The organism is Hymenobacter sp. GOD-10R (assembly GCF_035609205.1).
Classification (GTDB): domain Bacteria; phylum Bacteroidota; class Bacteroidia; order Cytophagales; family Hymenobacteraceae; genus Hymenobacter.
The window spans coordinates 4,234,020-4,257,154 of record NZ_CP141184.1; the positions used below are offsets into that span (position 1 = coordinate 4,234,020).

The window sequence follows — 23,135 nt, forward strand, 5'->3', positions numbered from 1 at the left end:
TTTTCACGGCTACGCCACTAACCTAGCCTAGGGTCAGCACCAGATCATCGGCATTCACCAGCGTACCCTCGCTGAGCTGCACGGCTGCCACTTTGGCGTCGTCGGGGGCAGTGATGGTGGTTTCCATTTTCATGGCCTCAATGATGAAGAGCGGAGCATTGCGTTTCACCTCTTGGCCTGGTTCTACCAGCACTTTCGAGAGCATGCCTTGTAGTGGCGCGCCCACCTGACGACTGTTGTTCTTATCGGCTTTGGGGTTACGTACGGCCTTCACTTCCACCGACCTGTCGCGCACGTCGAGGTTGCGGGTCTGGCCGTTGAAGGAGAAGAACAGCGTGCGGTTGCCTTCGTCATTCACCTCACCAATGGAGCGCAGCTTGATGATAATGGACTTACCGCGGGCAATATCGATGATGGTTTCTTGCCCCGGCTGCAAACCGTAGAAGAACACCCGCGTAGGCACCGGCGATACGTCACCGTACTCCTGCACGTGCGCCCAATACTGCTCGAATACTTTCGGATACAGCAGATACGACAGCAAGTCAGTGAACTTCACACCTTTCCCGAATTGCTCCTGGAATTTAATCCACTCAGCATCGAAGTCGATGGCGGCGAGATGCTCGTTGGGACGGTCGGTGAAGGGCTGCTCCCCTTTCAGGATAACGCGCTGCACGTCGGTGGGCCAGCCGCCTTCGGGCTGCCCAATATCACCTCGGAATAAGCTCACGACGGACTCTGGAAAGTTAAGAGACTCGCCGCGCTCCATTACGTCTTGGGTGGTTAAGTTATTGGTCACCAAGTACAGCGCCATATCGCCTACCACCTTCGAAGAGGGCGTTACTTTGATGATGTCGCCGAAAAGGAAGTTGACGTCGGTGAACATCTTCTTCACCTCCTCAAACCGGTCACCTAGCCCGAGAGCTACCGCCTGTGGCCGCAGGTTGGAGTACTGGCCACCCGGAATTTCATGCTGGAATACTTCCGACGTCCCGGCTTTCAGGCCTGACTCGAACGGATAGTAGTACTCCCGCACCGTTTCCCAATAGTTCGAGAATTGGTTTAAGCTTTCTTGGTTGAACTCCCGGTGTCTCGGCGTGTGGCGGAACATTTCCACCACCGAGTTAAAGTTGGGCTGCGAGGTAAGCCCCGACATCGAACCTAGGGCCACGTCAATCACGTTGACACCCGCTTCTACCGCCTTCATGTAGGTGGCCGCCTGCAACGACGACGTGTCGTGCGTGTGCAAGTGAATCGGAATCTTAACGGTGTCGAGCAGGCCCGTAATCAGCTCGGTGGCGGCGTAGGGCTTGAGTAGGCCCGCCATGTCCTTGATACATAGAATGTGCGCGCCGGCGTCTTCCAGCTGCTTCGCCAGACGCAGGTAATAATCTAGGTTGTACTTGCCGTGCTCCTTGGTGTCCAGAATATCCCCGGTGTAGCAGATACTAGCTTCGGCCAGCGCCTTGGTTTTGTTGCGCACAAAGCCAATGCAGGCGTTCATACCCTTCATCCAGTTCAGCGAGTCGAAGATGCGGAACACGTCGATGCCGGTTTCCCAGGCCTGCTCCACAAACCGCTCGATGAGGTTATCCGGATACGCCTTATAGCCAACGCCATTGGCCCCGCGAATCAGCATTTGCAGCAGAATGTTCGGAATGGCAGTCCGCAGCTTGCTCAGTCGCTCCCACGGATCTTCGTGCAAGAAGCGCAAGGCCACGTCAAACGTTGCGCCGCCCCACACTTCCATAGAGAAAGTTTGCGGGTGCATTTTGGCGTAGCGCTCCGCCACCTTCATCATGTCGAAGGTACGCATACGGGTGGCGAGCAAGCTCTGGTGCGCGTCGCGTAGGGTGGTGTCGGTGTAGTGAATAAGCGCCTCGTTGCGCAGCCACTTCGAGAACTCCTCCGGACCTAGCTCGGTGAGCTTGTCTTTGGTGCCAGGCGTATACGGCGCGGCCGGGTCGTAGTCGGGGCGAATGGCCCGCCGAAACTCACGGGTAGGGTCCACGAGGCCTTTTACGTCGGGGTTGCCATTGACTACGATGTCGCTGACGAAGTTGAGCACCTTCGAGCCCCGGTCCTGCCGCACCTTGAACTTGAAGAGTTCGGGGTGGTCCTTGATGAAGTCCACATTAGCCTGCCCACTCACGAACTCGGGGTGCGAGATGATGTTTTGCAGGAACTGGATGTTGGTGTGCACCCCGCGAATGCGGAACTCATCCAGTGTGCGGGCCATGCGCGAGGCTGCATTGGCTAGCGTGCGGGCCTGCGCCGACACCTTCACCAGCAGCGAGTCGAAGAAGGGCAGAATCTTAGCCCCTTGGTACACCGAGCCTTGGTCTAGACGAATCCCGAAACCGCCCGCCGAGCGGTAGGCGATGATGGTGCCGTAGTCGGGCTTAAAATCCTCCTCGGGGTTTTCGGTGGTGATACGGCACTGAATGGCCACTCCAATCTTGGGCGGCTTCACGTCCGGACCTAGGTTGATTTCGGGGTCGGTTAGCCTGCCGCCGTCGGCGATGTAGATCTGGGTTTTAATTAAGTCGACCCCCGTAATCATCTCCGTGACCGTGTGCTCCACCTGGATACGCGGGTTCACCTCGATGAAGTAGATGCGGTCTTCCTCAGGGTTTACCAAGAATTCGACCGTGCCTACGTTGTTGTAGTTCACCGCCTTACCTAGCTTCAACGAGTACTCGTAGAGCTTCTCGCGCAGGTGGTCGGGCAGGTTAATAGCCGGGGCTACTTCCACCACTTTTTGGAAGCGGCGCTGCACCGAGCAGTCCCGCTCGTAGAGGTGCACGATGTTGCCGTAGCTATCGGCTACTAGCTGCACCTCAATGTGTTTGGGGCGCTCCACGAACTTCTCCAGGAACACGGTATCGTCGCCGAAGGCTTTCTTAGCTTCGTTGCGCGCCTCAAAGAAGCCTTTTTCTAGCTGCTCGTCGTCGCGAATCACGCGCATGCCGCGCCCACCGCCACCCGATGCGGCCTTCAGCATCACGGGGTAGCTGATGCGGTGCGCTTCCTCCCTGGCAATCTCGAAGCTGGTCAGGTCTTGGATGCTACTCTCAATGATAGGCACTTCGCACTCCACGGCTACCCGCTTGGCGGCCACTTTGTCGCCGAGGGCCTCCATTACTTCCGGCCGCGGCCCCACGAACACGATGCCTTCCTCGGCACAACGCCGGGCAAACGTGGCATTTTCGCTCAGAAAGCCGTAACCCGGGTGAATTGCACCAACGCCGTTCTCCTTCGCTGTTCGCAGAATTTCCTCAATATCGAGGTACGGTTTCAGTGGCTCCTCGTCGCGCCCAATCTGGTAGGCTTCGTCGGCTTTATAGCGGTGCAGCGAGTAGCGGTCCTCGTAGGTGTACACGGCCACGGTAGCAATACCTAGCTCGCTCGCGGCGCGTAGTACGCGAATGGCAATTTCGCCCCGGTTGGCGACCAGCAATTTGCGAATGTTCATAGGGGGATTTGGCAGAAAAGTGTATTGCGGCGTAAGCTACTAAAGCACACCAAAGCGACCAACTTTAAGCGAGAATCTCCTATTAAATTGACCAAAACATTAGTTATTTTTCAAAATAAGGAGAGAATTACACGAAAAATTGAAGCAAAACTGCGCCAAATCAGATAAACAGCTATTCTTACTTGCGCATCTATAAGCAAGGCTGAAACACCGCAATAGGTGCGCTTTCACATAGGTATTCCAGAAACCTTCGTCCGACAGCTGAGTTGTAGGTACGTCTACCCTACCGCTCTCACCCATGGATTTTGCCAACCAAAACATACTCGTCGTCGGTGCGTCTTCCGGCATCGGTCTCGCTACCGCCGAGCTGCTGCACCAGATAGGCTACCGGTTGTTTACTGCCTCGCGCCACCTTTCGCCTGAGTTAGCAGCGTTGCAGACTACCCATTTAGAGCTAGACGTCACGCAGCCGTTGGCTTCTACCGTGTTCGACGCGCTGCCGGAAGTGCTGCATGGTGTCGTTTATTGCCCCGGTAGCATCAAGCTGCGCCCCTTCGAACGGATTTCACTGGATGACTTCCGGGCAGATTTTGAGCTAAATGTACTCGGAGCCGTGCAGGTTTTGCAGCCTCTCGTGAAGCGGCTGAAGAAAGCGAATGGCGCTTCCATCGTCTTGTTCAGCACTGTTGCGGCGGGCACTGGCATGAGCTTTCACTCGAGCATTGCTACAGCCAAAGGCGCTATCGAGGGGCTGACCCGCGCCTTGGCCGCCGAGTATGCTCCTAGCAATATCCGGGTGAATGCCGTCGCGCCTTCGCTCACCGATACGCCCCTTGCTGCCTCCTTGCTTAACACACCGGAGAAGGCCGAAGCCGGCGCCAAGCGCCACCCACTTCAGCGTATTGGCCAGCCCCAGGACCTCGCCTACGCGGCTTCGTTCCTGCTTTCGGCGCACAGCTCGTTTATCACCGGCCAGATCCTACCCGTGGATGGTGGCATGTCTCGATTAAAATAAAGACCTAGGTTATGGCGAAGATCACCCTGTTCTGGCATCGCCGCGACTTGCGCCAGCACGACAATGCAGGTTTGACAGCGGCTCTACAATTAGGCTACCTCGTGGTACCCTTATTTATCTACGACCGCGAAATTCTGGACCAGCTTCCGAGCCGCCGGGACGCCCGCGTGACGTTTATCTACGATGAGGTGGAACGCTTGGCCCGCCAAACAGAACAAGCCAGTGGCAGCTTCTTGGCTTATTACGGCCGCCCAGTAGAGGTTTTCGCGGAGCTTTTGCGCGAACACGAAGTGGGTGCCGTGTACACGAATGAAGACTACGAGCCCTATGCTACGGTGCGCGACACGGACATAGCTGAGTTATGCCAGCAGCACGGCGCGGAGTTCAAGGCTTTCAAAGACCAAGTGATTTTCGCTAAAAGCGAGATTCTGACTAAGGGTGGCGCCCCGCCCAAAAACTTCAGCGCCTACCGCGACGCGTGGCTAGCTGCTCTGCGCGACGAACACTTGCAGCCCTACCCATCGGCGGAACTGTTCAAGCAGGATACCTTAGCTTCTCTCTCCAACGCGCCCACCCGCCCGACACTGGAAAGCATGGGCTTTGAGCGATACGAGCAATTCGTTGCCGCCGCTGAGCTGCCATCCGAAGACCTAGTGCGCAATTACCACAAAACCCGCGACCAGCCTGGTTTGGTGAACAGCAGTACTCGCCGCTCGGTGCATCTGCGCTTCGGCACGTTGAGCGTGCGCGAACTCATGCGCCAAGCCAAAGAACTGAACCCGAAGTTGCTAGCCGAACTCGTGTGGCGCGACTTCTTCATGATGCTGTTGTGGCATTATCCGTTCACGGCTACGGAAAGCTACAACCCACGCCTGCGCAACGTACCATACCGTAACAACGAGGAAGAATTTCAGGCCTGGTGCGAGGGCCGCACGGGCTACCCGCTCGTGGATGCCGGCATGCGCGAGCTGAACGAAACGGGCTACATGCCCAACCGCGTCCGCATTGCGGCGGCTGGCTTCCTGGTGAAGCACTTGCTGATCGACTGGCGCTGGGGCGACCGGTACTTTGCTGATAAGCTGCTCGACTACGACATGGCCCAAAATGTAGGCAACTGGCAATGGATGGCAGGCACGGGAGCCGTAGCCGCGCCTTGGTTTCGGGTGTATAGCCCGGCCAGTCAGCAGGAGAAATACGACGCTGACCTAGCCTACATCAAAAAGTGGGTGCCGGAGCTAGGTACCACCGCCTACCCGGCTCCGTTGGTCGATCATCCCTTCGCCCGCCAACGGGCCGTTGACACGCTCCGCGCTGCCTACCAAGCAAGTACTTAATCGCGCTTTTTAGTACACAAACTCAGGCCGGTAGAGCAACCTTCCGGCTCGTCCGTTGGTTGTAAGTATATGGAGAAAGAACGCATCAAACAGGCTTATCTTGATTACGTGCTGCGCAAGGGCGAGCCGCCGATTTCCGTCTTCAAACTCACGCAGAAGCTAGGTATTCCGGAGGCGGAATTTTACCGTTACTACGCCACCTTCGACGCCATTGACCGCGACATTTGGGGCGACTTTGGCCGGCAGGCGCGGGAACGGGCGGCGCAGGAACCCGTGTGGAATGAGTATGGCTCGCGCGAGCGGCTACTAGCTTTTTATTTTACGCTCATCGAAATTCTAAAGCAGAACCGCAGCTACGCGTTGCAGTCATTGCGCCGCTCTATGCCAAAGGTACCCGGCTTCACACCCCGCGTGCTCGATGACTTCCGCCAAGATTTTGAGGTGTTTGCCGAAGATCTGTTGCGCGAAGGCCGTCGCACCGAGGAAGTAGCAAGCCGGCCACTGGTGCAGGAGCAATACCCACGCGCTTTCTGGCAGCAAGTGTTGTTTGTGCTCGGGTTCTTTGCCAAGGACGATAGCCTAAACTTCGAGCGCACCGATGCCGCCGTCGAGAAAGCCGTGACCTTGAGCTTCGACCTAGTGGGCCGCAACTCCCTTGACTCCGCCTTGGACCTAGCTCGCTTTCTACTGCACCGCCGCTAGGGTGCAGCGCGAAGCGTCCGCTTCGCACGTCGTGAAACGATAATCTTATTGAACCGACCTAGGTGCCGTTCGTGCAACGATGCGCCAAGCCGGCGCTTTGCGCCACAGCGCAGTTACCTTACTCCTACCATGTCCGATTCACAAGAGACTATTCCCACCCCGGAATCTTCCAAACCGTTAGTTTCTCTCCCCACCACCAAAGTAGCGCGTGCTGCTCGCTTTGCTAAGACTGGCCTGAAGGTTGGCACCAACTACGTGAAGCACTACGCTAAACGTTCGGTGGGCGTCAACAGCACCACCGAGGACCTTCACGCTGCCAATGCCGCTGAGCTCTACGGTGCCTTGAGCGAAATGAAAGGCTCGGTGCTAAAAGTGGCCCAGATGCTGGCGATGGAGAAGAACATTCTGCCTAGTGCCTACGCCGACCAATTTGCGCAGGCCCAGTACCAAACGCCCCCCTTGTCTGGTCCGCTGGTTATCAAAGTATTTCGCGATACCCTAGGTCGTTCGCCTTACGAGGTGTTCGACGAGTTCGACATCAATGCACGGCAGGCCGCCAGTATTGGGCAGGTACATTTTGCCCGTAAAGACGGTAAGTCGCTGGCGATAAAGGTGCAGTATCCTGGCGTAGCCGACAGTATCCGCTCGGATATTCGCTTGGTAAAGCCAATTGCGCTGCGAGTGCTCGGCCTGGCTGAATCGCAGGTGCGGCCGTACTTGGAAGAAGTAGAAACTCGCTTGCTAGAAGAAACCGACTACAAGCTAGAGCTACGCCGCGGAACCGAAATTGCTACGCAAAGTGCGCACATTCCTCATCTGGAGTTTGCGCGCTACTATCCCGAATACTCATCCGCCCGCATCCTGACGATGGACTGGCTATCAGGGCAGCACTTGAAAGAGTTTTTGGCAACGAATCCTTCCCAAGCTGTACGCAACCAGTTAGGGCAAGCGCTTTGGGACTTCTACGCTTTCCAAATCCACACGCTGCGCCAGGTGCACGCCGACCCGCATCCTGGCAACTTCCTCTTGCGTGCTGACGACGGCGGTGTCCTGGGTGTACTAGATTTTGGCTGTGTAAAGGATATTCCGGCGGATTTCTACGAGCACTTCTTTGCGCTTTTGGAGCCTGGTGTACTGGCTGACGAAGCGCACCTAGCTTCTTTGCTCACTCAACTTGAAGTTCTGCGCTCAGATGATCCGCCTGCCCAGCGCGAGCTGTACTTGCGCACCATTGGTGCGTCGCTGGAGCTAGTGGCCCGCCCCTTTCAGCAGCCCACCTTTGACTTTGGCGATGAAGCGTACATCCAGTCGCTCTACGCGCTCGGTGACGACCTCATGCAACAGCCCGAGCTTCGCCAGCAGCGGGAACCCCGCGGTTCGCGCCACTTCATTTACGTCAATCGTACCTATGTGGGGCTGTATGCATTGCTTTCTGAGCTGAAAGCAGAAGTCCGGACGGAGATGCCGATTCTTTCCTCGGCAGTTAAACCGTAAGCCGTTTTCTTGGTTTAGGGCTACATCGGCAGTTTAGGCGTCACTCATGATATATGCTTGTCATTCCGGAGAATGAGGGCTATTCTTGAAGGGCTCCTGAACTGCCGGTTTTGTTCTACCACTTCCCCTTACCTGTTCCATGAAAAAATTCTGGACTCTCTGCGCTGCGCTTTTGAGCGTAGTATCCGTGGCGTCGGCCCAATCGATGAGCTGCTGCGCCAAGCCAAATACTGCTACTGAGGCATTTGCCATGCTAGCCTCCAACGAAGACTTCTCTGGTGGCCACGATGCTCCCCTACCCTATACTTACGAAGGCCAAGGTGAAAACATCGAATTCAAGACGCCCGATGGCAAAGCCGGCCATGGATTCGAAATCAAGAGCAGTACGCCTTCCACTAAATACCTGTTCGTCATTCATGAATGGTGGGGGCTGAACGACTACATCAAGAAGGAATGCAGCACGTTTGCCAACGAGCTGAAAGGCGTCAACATTATTGCGCTCGATCTGTACGACGGTCAGGTAGCTAGCACGCCCGAAGAAGCCGGCAAGCTCATGCAAGGCGTGCAAACCGACCGCGCTCAGAATATTATTAAGGGTGCCATTCTGTATGCCGGCCCCAAGGCGCAGGTTGCCTCGGTGGGCTGGTGTTTTGGCGGCGGTTGGTCGTTGCAAACAGCTTTGCTCGCCGGCTCCAAAGACGTAGGCTGCGTGATGTACTACGGCATGCCGGAGAAGGACGTCGCGAAGCTCAAGACTCTCAATACGGACGTGCTAGGCATCTTTGGCACCCAAGACAAGTGGATCAACCCTGAAGTAGTCGGCCAGTTTCAAAAGGACATGACCGCTGCCAAGAAGAAGGTAACCATCAAGAGTTACGACGCTGACCACGCCTTCGCTAACCCTTCCAATCCGAAGTTCAACCAGAAATATGCCGCCGAAGCGCACACCGCCACGGTCGACTACCTGCGTAAAAGCTTCAAGCTAAAGGCTTAGCTTTTCCTACAGCAAAGCGTAACTACTAAAGCCCCACCGATGAATTTCGGTGGGGCTTTTTGTATTCACAGACGGCTGTCATTCCGAGCAGAGCGAGGAATCTGGGTCACGAGCTTAGGTTTGATAACTCAGATTTCTCGCTCTGCTCGGAATGACAAAAGAAAGTCTAAAAACTCTTAAATTTAATTACACCCTTCTACCCACCCGATTATGAGCAGCTTACCTAGCCTTTTAGCCGAGTACGGCGAAAGCCACCAGAACCCGACCAACAAGCGCGTGCACTGGATTTGCGTGCCGCTGATCATGTTCAGCATCCTAGGTCTTTTGTGGTCGATACCCGTTCCAGACTTCATGCGTGCGGCTGGCCCGTGGGTCAATTGGGCGACCTTGGTGATGGCGCTGGCCGTGCTATATTATCTGCGCCTTTCCCCACGGCTAGCGCTAGGTATGGTGCTTATCTGGGCAGTCATGGCAATGGGCTTGCGCGTGGTGGAGGCCAGTGCGCCGCTGCCGCTTTGGGTGGTGTGCCTGCTCATCTTCGTGCTGGCCTGGGTTGGCCAGTTCTGGGGGCACAAGATTGAAGGCAAGAAACCTAGCTTTCTGAAAGACTTACAATTCTTGCTTATTGGTCCCGTTTGGCTCCTGCATTTCGTGTATGAGCGCCTCGGCTGGCGCTACTGATTATACCTAGGTAGCACGCAAAAACGCCAGCCAACCTGTGGGCTGACCGGCGCTTTCAAATATAACTTAACAATTAACAAGCAGTCTTCAACGCCCAGTCGTTGACGGTAGCAGTAGCTAACAGAGCGGCTAGTTCGTCCACAATTTCCGTTAGCTGTTCCCACGAGTTCAGCACGAAATATTGCTCCTGCAAGCGTTCCTCTGTGTAGTTCGTGTCCAGTACCATCGCTAGGTTGAAGGCCTGGCGAGGGGTATCCTCGTGTACGCAGTGGTGGGTTTCGAGCGACGACGACAGCAGACCAGCGCCGTAGATGCGGGGCTTGCCATCTTCCATCACCAGCCCGAACTGCACTGTGTAGCCGTAGAGTGCCCGCAGACGGCGCAACGCTTCGGCATCGTGCAGGTGTTGTAGGGCCGTTTTACCCAACAAATGCAGGAAGTTGGCAAAGGTAGCATCCATGAGCAGCGGCACGTGGCCAAACACATCATGAAACAGATCAGGCTCCTTCACGAAGTCGAACTGATCCATGCTGCGGAGCCACATCGTAGCCGGAAACTGACGCTCTGCCAGAAAGGCAAAGAAAGTGGCATCATCTACGCGGCCGGATACGGTCTTCAATTCCCAGCCCGTAGCCCCGCGCAGCCGCTGGCTTACTTCCGAGAACACAGGAATAGCATGACGATTAAAGCCAATACGAGCTAGCCCTTCGACAAACGCGGAAGCCGCGCGTTTGTGGAGCACAGCGGTCTGGCGGTCGAACAGTACCTTCCAGACGAGTTGGTCTTGAGCGGTGTACCGGTCATAGGGTTGCTGAAACATGGTCGTAAAGGATATAGAGAGATAAAAAAAAGCCCGTCCTCTTAGAAGAGGTCGGGCTTTAAAGTTTCAGAGGATTAGTTGCATTTGCTTCTAGCTTCCGTACTGACAATAAAGCCCGACCCCAGTGCGCTTAAAGCGCTTGGTAATCATATTACTTAGGCATTGCACAGCTTGGTTTCGCATAGTGATAGCAAAGGTATAAATATTTATAAATAGGTTGTACACCCTATACTTAAATTTCTAGGGAGCTTTGTTAACAATTTGATAAAAAGCTCAACTTATCCCTGTAATAATTTGGGCCACCTGGCTCATATATTATGATATTTTAAACTAACCCCCTACATTTTCAAGGGGTATTACCGGAAAAAGTATGCATAATGAAACATGTATATAATTTTTCAGCCCCTTATTAGTTTACGTACAAAAATAGGGGCCTGTTATAAGCAACTTTTCACCGCCCACAACAAGCCCTTGTTTTAGCTCCCTTTCAGCGAAGCTAGCTTACTTCGTTACTCTAACTCCTGCCGCACGGCGTATACTTTGCGTAGGTTGCGAATCAAACGCGCTGACTCGGCAAAGTTGAGCGTCTGTTGTCCATCGGAAGCGGCTTCTTCGGGCTTTTCGTGAGCCTCGTAGAGGATGCCGTCGGCGCCAGACATTACGCCCGCCAAAGCCATCGGCGACACATAGTCGCGGATACCGATACCGTGCGAGGGGTCGACCATCACGGGCAGGTGTGTTTTCTCCTTTAGAATTGGAATAGCATTCAGATCGAGCGTGTTGCGGCTGGCGGTTTCGAAGGTCCGAATGCCTCGCTCGCATAAAATCAGCTTTTCATTGCCACCCGAGAAGACATATTCGGCTGAGGATAGCAGTTCTTCGATGGTGCCCGAGATGCCGCGCTTGATTAGCACCGGCTTATCGACGCCGCCGAGGGCATCGAGCAGATTGAAATTCTGGGTATTACGAGCGCCCACTTGGAACACGTCCACGTAGTCGTGCATCTCTTCTACCTGCGACACCTGCATCACTTCCGTCACGATTTTGATGCCTCGCTCGCGGGCCATTTGGTGAAACTGCTTCAGACCATCCATACCTAGGCCCCGAAACGAGTACGGCGACGAACGCGGCTTGAACACACCGCCCCGCATCAGGCGCACGTCGTTGTCCACGAGGTGCTGCATGATCTTCTCCATCTGCTCCTCGCTCTCGATGCTGCACGGGCCAGCCACGATGCTCAGCGAGCCTTCCCCAATACGCACGCCATCACCTAGGTCGAGAACGGTGGGGCGCACGCGCCACTTGCGGCTCACCAGCTTGTAGTCGTCGGAAACGCGATGAATGTCGCGAATACCGGGCAACTGGCCTAGAGGACGCAAGTCGAACTCGGTTTTGCCGATGCCCACCAAGTAATACGCCCGCTGGGTGGTCACCTCCGTGACTTTGTACTTGATGCTTTTAATGTAAGCGATGATGTCCGCTTTGGCAGCTTCGCTGATGGATTGTTCTAGCTGAATGAGCATGGGTGGTGGTATTTTCCTCAGTCATCGGGTGCAAGCTCCAGATGACCGAGTGGGGTTAGTTTAGAACCGATTCAACAAACTCTCGCGCGGCGGCGGGCGCATCTTCCTTGCCTTCCAGGGCCTTGATGAACGCTGAGCCGATGATAGCGCCGTCGGCGTAGCGGCAGGCGCGGTTGAAAGAATCTTTGTCGCCAATGCCGAAACCAATGAGGCGGGGGTTGCGCAGGTTCATGGCAGCAATCCGCTCGAAATACGCTTCCTGCTTCGCGGGGTCTTGCGTGGTGCCACCGCCCGTAGTGCCGGGGCCCGACACGAGGTACAGGAAAGATTCTGTCAGAGCGTCGATGCGACGAATACGCTCAGGCGAAGTTTGTGGCGTAATCAGGAACACGGGCCGCAGGTTGTGGCGGCGGAATACGTCCTGATATTCTTCTTCGTACTCCACCAGCGGCAGATCGGGTAGAATCAGGCCATCAACGCCCGCGGCGGCAGCTTCGCGGCAGAAGTTTTCCATACCGAACTGCATCACTGGGTTCAGGTAACCCATAAGCAGAATCGGCGTTTCGGGCACGCGCTGCCGAATGTCTTTGAGTTGGGCAAACAGCACCCACAGGTTCATGCCGTTGAGCAAGGCCGCCGTGCTACTGGCTTGGATGACCGGACCATCGGCCAGCGGATCGGAGAACGGCATGCCGATTTCGATGAGGTCGGCGCCGGAGCTAGCTAGGGTTTCGATGAGCGGCACGGTGGCGTCGAGCGTAGGATAGCCGGCCGTGAGGTATACGTTGAGCAGATGGTTCTGCTTTTTGGCAAAAGCTTTGGCGATGCGGTTTTCCACGGAGCAGCAGCTTAGAATTCGTAGGAGTTCAGTTTATCAGCGAATTGGAGGTAGGTAGCCAGGTCTTTGTCGCCGCGCCCCGAGAGGTTCACGACCACAATATCCTCCGGACCAGCACCTAGCTGCGGCAAGGCGGCCAGCGCGTGCGCCGTTTCCAGAGCCGGGATAATACCTTCCAATCGGCTCAGCTCAGCCACTGAATACAGCGCCGACTCATCGTCGATGCTGATAAAGCGCGCCCGACCCGACGTGCCGAGGAAGGCGTGCAGCGGCCCAATCCCCGGGTAATCTAGCCCCGCCGACAGCGAATACGGCTCCGTAATCTGGCCGTGCTCGTCCTGCATGAGCAGCGTGCGACTGCCATGAATGATGCCCGGCTTGCCCAGCACCGACGTAGCCGCCGAGTGCCCCGAGTCGATGCCATGACCGGCTGCTTCTACCGCAATCAGCTTCACCGAAGGCTCGTCGAGGAAGTGGTAGAAAGCCCCGGCCGCATTGGAGCCGCCACCCACGCAAGCCACCACGTAGTCAGGCAGCTCACGACCTAGCTCTTCGTTGAGTTGCTTGCGCATCTCCTCGCTAATCACCGATTGCAGCCGTGCCACCAGGTCCGGGTACGGGTGCGGGCCCACGACCGAACCGATGATGTAGTGCGTGTCCACAGGGTTGCTGATCCAGTCGCGGATGGCTTCGTTGGTGGCATCCTTCAAGGTTTGACTTCCGCTCACGGCCGAGCGAACTTCGGCCCCGAGCAAGCGCATGCGCTCCACGTTAGGGCGCTGCCGCTCCATGTCGATTTTGCCCATGTACACGATGCACTCCATGCCCATCAGCGCGCAAACCGTAGCCGTAGCCACGCCGTGCTGACCGGCGCCGGTTTCGGCAATGATGCGCGTTTTGCCTAGGCGCCGCGCCATCAGGATCTGCCCAACCGTATTGTTCACCTTGTGGGCGCCGGTGTGGCACAAGTCCTCTCGCTTCAGGAAGACGCGCGTACCGTACTTTGCCGACAAGCGCTTGGCTTCGAATAGCGGCGTGGGCCGGCCTACGTAGTCGCGCAGCAGCTTCTGGTACTCCTGTTGAAAGCCAGGATCAGCTAGAATTTGCAGGTAGTTCTCCTGGAGCTCCTCCACATTAGGGTAGAGCATTTCGGGAACATAGGCACCGCCAAACTCGCCGTAATAGCCACGGGCATTCGGTTGATAGGTCATGGGGAATTCGGGTATGAGAAGCTAGGGTTATGTTGTTGTTGCTGTCATTCCGAACAGCGTGAGGAATCTGAGTTTAACGGCCAGAATAGCTGGCCCAGATTTCTTACTGCCCTCAAAATGACAAGAGGTAGTTAGTTCTTGGATTTGTTGCGGAGGGCTAGGAGCATTTCGCAGAGCAAATCCACGTTTTTCAAGCCGGGCGATTTTTCAAAGCGGCTGTTCAGATCTACGGCGAACAGGCCGGGTAGCTGTAGTTCTTGCAGCTTCGGCACATGGCCGATTTCGATACCACCAGCCAAGAAGTAAGGCACCGAAAGCGGGTAGCTTTCCAGTAGGCTCCAATCGAAGGTGTGGCCGCTGCCGCCGCGCAAATCGGTTTTGGTATCGAACAGAAAGTAGGTGCAGCTCGAAACGTAGGGCATGAGCGTTGCAAAATCGAACGTCTCGCCCACCGGAAAGGCTTTCATCACCGGCAGCCCCGTGGCCTGGATTTGGGCACACTGTTCCGGCGTTTCTTCGCCGTGCAGCTGCACCAAGTCAAGGCCATATTGCCCGGCCAAGCGGAGGATGATTTCGGTGGTTTCATTCACAAACACGCCTACCCGCTTGACGTGCAGCGGCAAAGCGCGCAGCTGGCGCGGATCAAGAATATCGGCCACATACCGCGAGGAAGACGACACGAAGATGAACCCTAGAAAGTCCGGCTCCAGCAGGGCTACTTCGGCAATGTTTTCGGCAAACTTCATTCCGCACACTTTGATGCGGAGCTTGTTATCTGCTTCGTTTTTCGCAGTAGTACTCGTATTCTCGACAATGGCCATGGGCAAGGAATAATGGTGAACCTAGGCTACGGACACTTCAGTGGTCGTGCTAAGTTCCTGTACCAGCGCCGCACAGGCTTTTTCAGGCCGACTGTGGCGCATAAAAGCCTCACCCATTAAGAAGCCGCGGTAGCCAGCATTGCGCAGGTGTACTAGGTCAGCCGCGGAGTTCAGGCCGCTTTCCGTCACCTTCACAAACTCGTTAGGAACGCGCTCGGCTAGCGCCACCGACGTATCTAGGCTCACGCTGAAATCGTGAAGGTTGCGATTGTTTACGCCCACCAGGCTCACTGCGTCGGGGTGCAGGGTGCGGTCGAGCTCTTCGGCGTTGTGCACCTCCAGCAGCACTTCCATCCCAAGGCTGCGGGCAAACTGACCTAGGTTCTTCACCTCGTCGGCGCTGAGCACAGCCGCAATCAGCAGTACTACATCGGCGCCAATACTTTTGGCTTCCAGAATCTGGTACTCGTCAATGACAAAATCTTTGCGCAAAATTGGGCAGAAGTTGAAGCGCCGAGCCACCGTCAGGTCTTCGTTTTTGCCCCCAAAAAACTCGGTATCGGTCAGCACCGACAGGCCCGAGGCGCCTGCCTGCATGTAGCCGATGGTGGTGCGCTCGACCGGCGCGTGCGGGTTGATCCAGCCTTTCGAGGGCGACTTGCGCTTGAACTCGGCAATGATGCCACTCAGATCTTCACGCAACAAATATTTGCGCAAGCTCAACGGCGCGCTGCCAAAGTACAGGCTGCGCTCCAGCAACTTGGTTGGCACGAGGCTCTGACGCTCGGCTACTTCGCGGCGCTTGTGGGTAATGATCTGGTCGAGAATGGTGGGGGCAGTACTCATATAGTAAGGAGTGAGAAGTTCGAAAGTAGATTCCGGCAGCGGCGCGCGGAGAAAACGCAAGGGTGCGTGGAGGTCGTTCCGTTAGACGTTCATCAATTGGCGGAACGACTCGCGCGCCCGGCCGCTGTCCAACGATTCACGAGCGGCGGCCAAGGCCTCTTCAAACGTGAAAGCGGGGTTGGAGCACTGCAAAGCGAGGGCAGCGTTGACAGTGACTACGTCGCGCTGAGCTACGGTGCCGCGGCTTTCCAATACATCCAGGAACAGCTTGGCCGATTCGGCTACCGTGCTGCCACCGGCTAGGTCGGAAGGCGCGTGCGTGGTTAGTCCGAGCGTTTCGGCCGTCACGACCCGCTCGCCGGCGGATGTAGCGAGCTTGGCCGCGCCAGTCAGGGATATTTCGTCGTAACCATCTAAAGCATGAACGATGGCGTAGCGCGTACCGGTTTGCTGGAAAAGATAGTTGTAGAGGCGCAGCAGCTCTACGTTGAACACGCCAGCAAGCTGGGCATTCGGCTTGGCCGGGTTTACCAGCGGACCTAGGATGTTGAAAAACGTACGCACACCTAGCTCCCGTCGAATGGGCGCCGCAAAACGCATGGCCGGGTGAAATGCCGCCGCGTGCAGAAAACAGATGTTCGCCCGATCAAGCTGCTCGCGCAACTTACCAGAAGGCGCTTCAAAGTCGTAGCCGAAATGAGCCAGGATATTTGCCGAGCCCGTCACCGACGATACCCCGATGTTGCCATGCTTTGCCACCTTGTAACCAGCACCCGCCACCACAAAGCAAGCAAGGGTTGATATGTTGATGGTGTTCTTGCCGTCGCCGCCGGTGCCCACAATATCCACCACTTCGTGGGTGCCGAGCTCCGGGTCGCGGCACAGGTCGAGCAGCGCGTCGCGGAAGCCCGCTAGTTCGGGCACTGTGATGGGGCGCATCAGGTACACCGAGATAAAGGCAGCGGTTTCGGCCGCGTTGGCGCCGCCGTTGCCTATCCGAAACATGGCCTCACGGGCCTCATCGCGGGTGAGGGTTTGCTGATCAAAAAGGGTGGCTAAGATCTGTTTCAAGGTACTGGTTGGTTGACTGATGAACTTGGCTGAAAAAAAGACGAGTAGTTTAGAGCTAGCTCCCCTCCTTTTTTAAGGAGGGGTTGGGGGTGGTTAGACTAGAGCTAGAAATCTAAAACTAGCTTCTACTCCTAACATCGTTCAACGACGTTAACCACCCCGCCCTTTGGGCACCCCTCCTTAAAAAAGGAGGGAAACTAGCCTCTGGTTCCTCTCCCTAATCTTTCCCTTCCAACCAGTTTTTCAGCATTTGGTGGCCGTGTTCCGTCAAGATGGATTCAGGGTGGAACTGCACGCCGCGCACGTCGTACTTGCGGTGACGCAGGGCGAGCACTTGGCCGTTGGCGTCGCGGGCGGTTATTTCCAGTTCCTCGGGCATAGTGTCGGGCGTCACCACCCACGAATGGTAGCGGCCAACCTTGAACTGCGTTGGCAAACCCTGGAACAGCCGATCTTCGCCGGTGATGATGTCGGCATCCGTGGCAATACCGTGCAGCACCGCTGGCAGGTTATACAGCTGGCCTCCAAAGCTTTCCGCAATGCCTTGGTGACCTAGGCACACCCCTAGCATGCGCTTGGTCGGTGCGTAGCGGCGAATTACTTCCGGCATCAGCCCCGCTTCCGATGGCACACCCGGCCCCGGCGAGAGCAGGATAGCGTCGTACTCATCTACTTTATCGAGGTCGATTTTGTCGTTGCGTACCACGTCGGTGCTGTCGCCGTAGCCTAGCTCGCGCAACAGCTGCACGAGGTTGTAGGTGAAAGAGTCGTAGTTATCGAGAACGAGGATTTTCATGGTCTTGGGTCGTTTGTCGTGCTGAGCGGTGTAGAGACACATACTTGTGTCTCAATCGTTGCTGATGTTGTTTACCAGGTTTCGTTCTGGCGTTTGTCGTTCAACGAGGAGACACAAGTATGTGCCTCTACCCTGCTATGCTACCGTTATCTTCTCGCCCACTGTCGCGGCGGCCAGCAGGGCTTTGCGCAGCGCGGCTAGCTTGTGGTGCACTTCGTTGAGCTCCGAGTTGATATCCGAAGCGGCCACTACGCCGGCACCAGCTTGATAATACAGTTGGTTGCCGGTGCTCAGGAAGGAACGAATCATGATGGCGTGGTTGAAGTCGCCATTGAAACCTAGGTGCCCGAGGCAGCCACCGTAGTAGCCGCGGCCGGTGGGCTCCAGGCCGTCGATGAGCTGCATGGCGCGGTGCTTGGGGGCGCCAGAGAGCGTGCCAGCAGGAAAGGTATCGGCCACCACTTGCAGGGAAGCCGCATCGGGCGCCAGCGTAGCATTTACTTCGCTTACCAGATGAATCACATGCGAGTAGAACTGGATTTCGCGGAACACCTTCACTTTCACCTTATCACCGTGGCGGGCGAGGTCGTTGCGGGCGAGGTCCACGAGCATCACGTGCTCGGCGTTTTCCTTGGGGTCAGCAGCTAGCTTTTGGGCGAGGGCCGCGTCTTCGGCGTCGCGGCCAGTGCGGCGGAAGGTGCCAGCGATGGGGAACAGACTAGCTTCGCGCCCTTTGATGAGCAGTTGCGTTTCGGGCGAGGAGCCGAAAATCTTGAAGTTATCGTAGTCGAAGTAGAATAGGTACGGCGACGGATTAATGGAGCGCAGCGCCCGGTACACATTGAACTCATCACCCACAAACCCTTGCTGAAAGCGGCGCGACAGCACAATCTGGAATACGTCGCCCCGGCGGCAGTGGTCCTGGCCGGCAGCCAGCACCTTCAGAAACTCTTCGTCGGTCTGGTTGGTGCTTTCCTCCCCTACCGGCGCAAAGCCAAACTCCGGGATGCTCGGATTGCGAATCAAATTCACCAAACGCGTCAGGCCGTCGTGGTCCGTGGGCTCCTCCACTGGTGTGTGCTCAAACACGTACAGCTCGTTGCGGAAGTGGTTCAGGGCAATAACGTAGCGGTACGTGCCATAGATAATGTCCGGAATCTGGCCGGCCGCTTCCTTCTCCCGGTTCAGCGTGAGGTCTTCGAAGTATTGCACCCCTTCGTAGCCAATGTAGCCAAACAGCCCACCCGTAATGAAATCGAACTCCGTAGGCTCGGTGTCGAAGCTTGCGGCAAACTCCCGCAGCCGATCCAGCGCCAAGCGCGGCTGCGCGAGGGTCTCGGCAGTGCTAGTACCATCGGGGAAGGTCTGGCGCAACTCGCCGCGGCTCACCTCGAAGCGCGCCAGCGGGTCGAAAGCTAGGTAGCTGAAGGCGTTCTGCTGGCCGTGGTAGTCAGAGCTTTCCAGCAACAGGCAGTTGGAATACTGGTCGCGCAAGCGCAGGTAAAGACCTACCGGCGTCACGGTATCAGCAAGCAGACGGACGTGGCGAGTTTTGAGTGCGTATTTCATATGATGGACCTAACCCCTAGGCTTCTACAGAAAAGAAAAGCGGATGAAGTAGTTGTGACGCGTTGGTTGAAACTGGCTTAGAAATAAAAAAGCCCGGCTGGTTGGCCGGGCTTCCTTGAAGGTCGATGCGAAAGTTGAAGAACTGACTTTAGCGCACGCACAGGGTATCCCGTCCGGAGTTACGGAGAGGCCACCACCATGCATTTTGAGTCAGTTGGAAAGTCATTGCCGAGTTTTGTTGGGCGTTGATGGCGCAAAGATAAAAGCACCTAGGTTGTATGCAAATTATTTTTGCGCCGGTCCGCTGAGGTGTGGTTGCCACCAGTGGCGCTTCGGCGCGTACAGCCACTGGTACGCGGCCGGAAACTCGCGGCGCCAAAACCACTCGCTGTGCTTGCCATCGGGGCTCACCTGGTAGTTGATGTCTTTAAGCGCTGCCCCTAGCTGGCGTAGCGAATCGCGCATGGCCTCCATGAGCGGCACCATCGTTGGGCCTTCCTGGGCGCCCGCCACGAAGTAAAAGCGCATCGTCTGGCGAATCTTGGTGCCGCGCACAAACGTAAACAAGGGCTGTTGAGCAAACCAAAACGCTGGCGAAAACAAGCCCACTTTGCTGAACACATCTTGGTGTTTCAAGGCTGCGTACAGCGAAATCAGGGCGCCCATCGAGGAGCCCGCAATGCCCGTGTGCTCACGCCCGGGCAACGTGCGGTAATGCGTGTCGAGGTAGGGCTTGAGGGTTTTTACCAGAAACTCTACGTAAGCATCACCTTCGCCACCACCTAGCTTTTCGTTGCGCCACGGCGAATATTCATCCAAGCGGCGTTTGCCGTCGTTGTCTACCGCTACCACAATGCAGCCTGGGTCTTGGCCATTTTGCTGAAGTTGGCTCAGCGTTTCATCGACGCCCCACTCGCCCGCGTAGGAGGTGGCTTCGTCGAACACATTTTGGCCGTCTTGCAAATACAACACGGGGTAGCGCCGCTGGCTCGTGGCATAATCGTTAGGCAGATACAGCCACACGCGCCGCTCACGACCGAGCTGCGGAATGATGAACGATTCGGTGAGCACCGTTACGTTCGAGGTTATGGTGTGTGGCGTTTGGGCCTGGGTTTCGAGACTTAGCACTAGAAAAATTCCTGCAATTATTCCTCGCAGAAGATTGCGAAAGAAAACCCAGCGGTTCGCCGAAGTCTCCCTCTGCGTGGTCCTGCATTTTCCGCCGCAGTCTTCTGCGAGAGTGTTCTTTACCATGTGATTCGCACCGTTTCCGATGCATTGCGTACTGTTACAACTGGGTTGCGGGTAGTTTCGCCGGTGAGGCTAGCTGGTTTCTGCAAGTGAAATACGCGCGTGGTTGGGGCTAGGCTCTTGCCGGCCGCCTGCACTGTGCGCAACTCATCAAATCCGTGGAAAACGACTTCCACGTTTTTGAATTTCGACTTAAATCCACCTTCCACTTTCCCCAATTCCAAGGAGCGCGCAGTGGGATTCAACGTAATGGTGCGCCGGAAAGATTCCCCTTTTTCGTGGGCATACGTGGTTCCATCATCTTCGTAATATACAAAGCTCGTCGGTACATCACCCTTATAGATATGCAAATAAAGCGTATCCAGTGGAGCTTGCGCGGTGTACTGCACGGGGCTTTGCATCGGAATAATACTACCACCGCGCACATACACGGGCAGCCGGTCGAGGGGCGTGGGCACGTAGCTAGCTTTGCCGCTCGCGGCGGGTTGGTCGTTGTAGAAATCGTACCAGCGGCCCGCGGGCAGATACACTTTGGCCGCCGCTAGGGTGCTGCTCACCGGCGCCACCAGCAAGCCCTGCCCGAACTGGTACTGGTTCTGAAAATCGGGGCTATATACCAGCGAGTCGTTGGGATAATTGATGGCCAAGGAGCGCTGCACCGGCATGCCATCCTGGGTGGCTTCGTAGAACGCGGAGTAGAGGAAAGGCAACAGGTTGTAGCGCAGCTGAATGTAGTTGCGGTTGGTTTCCGTGTTAGCCTCTCCAAAGCTCCAAGGCTCCGCCGACTTGGTATCGACGGCCGAGTGGGCGCGGAAGAAAGGCGTGAAGGTGCCCAGCGAAATCCAGCGGGTGTACAGCTCGGCGGTAGGCGGTGGCGTCGCCGTGAAGCCGCCCACGTCCATACCCGCATTCGGCATCCCGCTCAACCCTAGGCTGTTGACTAGCCGCACGCCGGTAAGCATGTGCTCATCAGTGCTCACATTGTCGCCGGTCCAGATGGCGGTGTAGCGCTGCAGGCCCGCGTAGCCCGCACGCGTGAGGATGAGCGGCCGCCGGCCGTTCATGAGTTTGCGCGTGCCTTCGTAGGTGCTGCGCGCCATCTGCATGCCGTACACATTGCGGGCAGCGTTGGTGGTAGCACCGTGGCCTTCGTAGTTAAACAAGATATTGCTAGGCAAGTGGTTGCCCCACGTTGCCATTTCGTTCATGTCGTTCCAGAAGCCATCTAGCCCGGCATCTACGTAGCCTTTGAACTGCTCGCCCCACCACTGCCTAGCCGCGGGCAGCGTGAAATCGGGGAAGTTGCACCAGCCAGGCCACACCTCGCCGCGGTAGTTGGTACCATCGGGATACTTCACGAACAAGTTTTTCTTCAGCGCGTCTTCGTAGGGCGCGTAGCCTTTCTCGGTCTTCACGCCCGGGTCCACAATGACAGTGGTGTGCACGCCCATGCCTTTCAGGTCTTTCAGCATCTTAGCCGGTTGCGGAAAGCGCTGCGGGTGCCAGGTAAACACCTTATAAGCATCCATGTAGTGGATGTCGAGGTAAAGCACATCCAGCGGAATCTTCTTCTCGCGGAAGGTCTGCACGATGCGCCGCACTTCGGTGTCGGGGTAGTACGTGTAGCGGCTCTGCTGATACCCTAGGCTCCAAAGCGCCGGCATCGGCATGCGCCCCGTCAGGTAGGTATAATCCTGGATAATCCCGGCTGGCTTCCGACGACCAATGAAGTAGTAGTTCATCTCGCCACCGTTGGCCCCAAACGACGAAAACCGGTCGTTGGAGGCCCCAAAGTTGAACTGGCTGACGTAGGTATTGTCGAAGAAGATACCGTAACCTAGCCCATTGTGCAGACCGATATAGAATGGAATGGTGGAGTACAGCGGGTCGACGTTGGTACCGTAGCCATAGTTATCGGTGTTCTGGTTGATGTAGGCTTGGCCGCGGCGGTCGAGCGGACCGGTCTTCTCCCCTAGCCCCAAGAACCGCTCGCCGGGTTGCAGCTTTTTGTACGCCGTGATTTCCTCGCCAACCCAAGACGTACCTAGGCCGGGCTCGTCTTCGTTCAGCAGCTTGCCATCGGCGGCGTAAAAGCTGAAGCGAGCTGGGCTTTTTTGAATCACCAGCCGCACCGAATCGGTGGTGAGTGTTAGGGTATTGCCTTCGTCCCGCACTTGCAGGGCAGCAGCGCTAGGTTGCGCCACGACAGCATAGGAGAAATCTTGCGCTAGCGGCTTCGGGCTCAAGCGCACCCGCAGAATGGAGGGTGAGTAGGCAGTCACCTCACCTGTCGCATTAGCAAAGGTCAATCGTAAGGTATTACCGGCGGGTTCGGCACGCTGTACATTCCCTAAGGTTTGCAGGGCCGGAAATTGTGCGTAGGCGGCTGAATGCATAAGCCCTCCTAGCAAGGAGGTGACTCCTACGCGTAGAAGAGTAGTTTGAAGTGATTTCAAGACCTTCTGGTATTGAGTTGGAGAGGATGTTAACCCGAAGAAAAAGAGCTTCTTGCTTCCATTTTCTGGGTTGAGATGTCAGGCAACGTTGGCTACCCACGGTGCTCTGACTCTAGTAATAGTCGGACAACTTTCCCCTCTCCCTAACGCGCTAGCAAAAAATCAAACAAAAGGGCCCCGTTATGATTTTAGCATCCTTAGCCTACCTTGATACCCTGTTTTTAAAAAAATGAAAATCGGA

At 56.3% G+C, this 23,135-nt stretch carries 18 protein-coding genes; 6 read left to right on the top strand and 12 right to left on the bottom strand.

What is annotated here, in order from left to right:
* Positions 1–22 precede the first annotated feature (22 nt).
* A complete protein-coding gene (locus SD425_RS16965) occupies positions 23–3,472 on the bottom strand; it encodes a pyruvate carboxylase (RefSeq protein ID WP_324671130.1) in 3,450 nt (1,149 codons plus the stop codon).
* Positions 3,473–3,770: 298 nt separating this feature from the next.
* Between SD425_RS16965 and SD425_RS16970 the strand changes: the two genes are divergently transcribed.
* The 6 genes from SD425_RS16970 (at position 3,771) to SD425_RS16995 (ending at position 9,692) form a co-directional block, all read left to right on the top strand.
* A complete protein-coding gene (locus SD425_RS16970) occupies positions 3,771–4,487 on the top strand; it encodes an SDR family oxidoreductase (protein ID WP_324671131.1) in 717 nt (238 codons plus the stop codon).
* 11 nt (positions 4,488–4,498) lie between these two features.
* Positions 4,499–5,821, top strand: coding sequence for a deoxyribodipyrimidine photo-lyase (locus SD425_RS16975; protein WP_324671132.1), 1,323 nt, complete (start codon positions 4,499–4,501; stop codon positions 5,819–5,821).
* Between the two features lie 69 nt (positions 5,822–5,890).
* On the top strand, positions 5,891–6,523 hold the full coding sequence (locus SD425_RS16980; RefSeq protein ID WP_324671133.1) for a TetR family transcriptional regulator C-terminal domain-containing protein: 633 nt from the start codon (positions 5,891–5,893) through the stop codon (positions 6,521–6,523).
* A 129-nt stretch (positions 6,524–6,652) separates the two neighbouring features.
* The gene (locus SD425_RS16985; protein ID WP_324671134.1) at positions 6,653–8,017 is read left to right on the top strand and encodes an AarF/ABC1/UbiB kinase family protein; all 1,365 of its coding nucleotides are present in this window, start codon (positions 6,653–6,655) and stop codon (positions 8,015–8,017) included.
* A gap of 139 nt (positions 8,018–8,156) precedes the next feature.
* Positions 8,157–9,011 (top strand): dienelactone hydrolase family protein, encoded by an 855-nt coding sequence (locus tag SD425_RS16990; protein WP_324671135.1) that lies wholly within the window; start codon positions 8,157–8,159, stop codon positions 9,009–9,011.
* Between the two features lie 210 nt (positions 9,012–9,221).
* Positions 9,222–9,692: a DUF962 domain-containing protein gene (locus SD425_RS16995; protein ID WP_324671136.1), complete on the top strand. Its 471-nt coding sequence runs from the start codon at positions 9,222–9,224 to the stop codon at positions 9,690–9,692.
* A 73-nt stretch (positions 9,693–9,765) separates the two neighbouring features.
* Here the strand turns inward: SD425_RS16995 and SD425_RS17000 are convergent, their stop codons facing one another.
* The 11 genes from SD425_RS17000 to SD425_RS17050 form a co-directional block, all read right to left on the bottom strand.
* Positions 9,766–10,512, bottom strand: coding sequence for a phenylalanine-4-hydroxylase (locus tag SD425_RS17000; protein WP_324671137.1), 747 nt, complete (start codon positions 10,510–10,512; stop codon positions 9,766–9,768).
* Positions 10,513–11,021: 509 nt separating this feature from the next.
* Positions 11,022–12,035, bottom strand: a complete 1,014-nt coding sequence (aroF, locus tag SD425_RS17005) for a 3-deoxy-7-phosphoheptulonate synthase (protein WP_324671138.1) — start codon at positions 12,033–12,035, stop codon at positions 11,022–11,024.
* A gap of 55 nt (positions 12,036–12,090) precedes the next feature.
* Positions 12,091–12,873, bottom strand: a complete 783-nt coding sequence (gene trpA / locus SD425_RS17010) for a tryptophan synthase subunit alpha (protein ID WP_324671139.1) — start codon at positions 12,871–12,873, stop codon at positions 12,091–12,093.
* An 11-nt stretch (positions 12,874–12,884) separates the two neighbouring features.
* A complete protein-coding gene (gene trpB / locus SD425_RS17015; RefSeq protein WP_324671140.1) occupies positions 12,885–14,084 on the bottom strand; it encodes a tryptophan synthase subunit beta in 1,200 nt (399 codons plus the stop codon).
* A gap of 131 nt (positions 14,085–14,215) precedes the next feature.
* Positions 14,216–14,905 carry a phosphoribosylanthranilate isomerase gene (locus SD425_RS17020; RefSeq protein WP_324671141.1) on the bottom strand — a complete coding sequence of 230 codons (690 nt, stop codon included), beginning with the start codon at positions 14,903–14,905 and terminating at the stop codon, positions 14,216–14,218.
* A gap of 21 nt (positions 14,906–14,926) precedes the next feature.
* The gene (gene trpC / locus SD425_RS17025) at positions 14,927–15,751 is read right to left on the bottom strand and encodes an indole-3-glycerol phosphate synthase TrpC (protein WP_324671142.1); all 825 of its coding nucleotides are present in this window, start codon (positions 15,749–15,751) and stop codon (positions 14,927–14,929) included.
* Between the two features lie 81 nt (positions 15,752–15,832).
* Entirely contained in the window at positions 15,833–16,822 is a 990-nt protein-coding gene (gene trpD / locus SD425_RS17030; protein WP_324671143.1) for an anthranilate phosphoribosyltransferase, read from the bottom strand.
* Between the two features lie 217 nt (positions 16,823–17,039).
* The gene (locus tag SD425_RS17035; protein ID WP_324671144.1) at positions 17,040–17,618 is read right to left on the bottom strand and encodes an aminodeoxychorismate/anthranilate synthase component II; all 579 of its coding nucleotides are present in this window, start codon (positions 17,616–17,618) and stop codon (positions 17,040–17,042) included.
* A 135-nt stretch (positions 17,619–17,753) separates the two neighbouring features.
* The gene (locus SD425_RS17040) at positions 17,754–19,187 is read right to left on the bottom strand and encodes an anthranilate synthase component I family protein (protein ID WP_324671145.1); all 1,434 of its coding nucleotides are present in this window, start codon (positions 19,185–19,187) and stop codon (positions 17,754–17,756) included.
* A 285-nt stretch (positions 19,188–19,472) separates the two neighbouring features.
* Positions 19,473–20,315: an alpha/beta hydrolase gene (locus SD425_RS17045; RefSeq protein WP_324671146.1), complete on the bottom strand. Its 843-nt coding sequence runs from the start codon at positions 20,313–20,315 to the stop codon at positions 19,473–19,475.
* A 119-nt stretch (positions 20,316–20,434) separates the two neighbouring features.
* On the bottom strand, positions 20,435–22,834 hold the full coding sequence (locus SD425_RS17050; protein WP_324671147.1) for a glycoside hydrolase family 31 protein: 2,400 nt from the start codon (positions 22,832–22,834) through the stop codon (positions 20,435–20,437).
* Between the last annotated feature and the right edge of the window lie 301 nt (positions 22,835–23,135).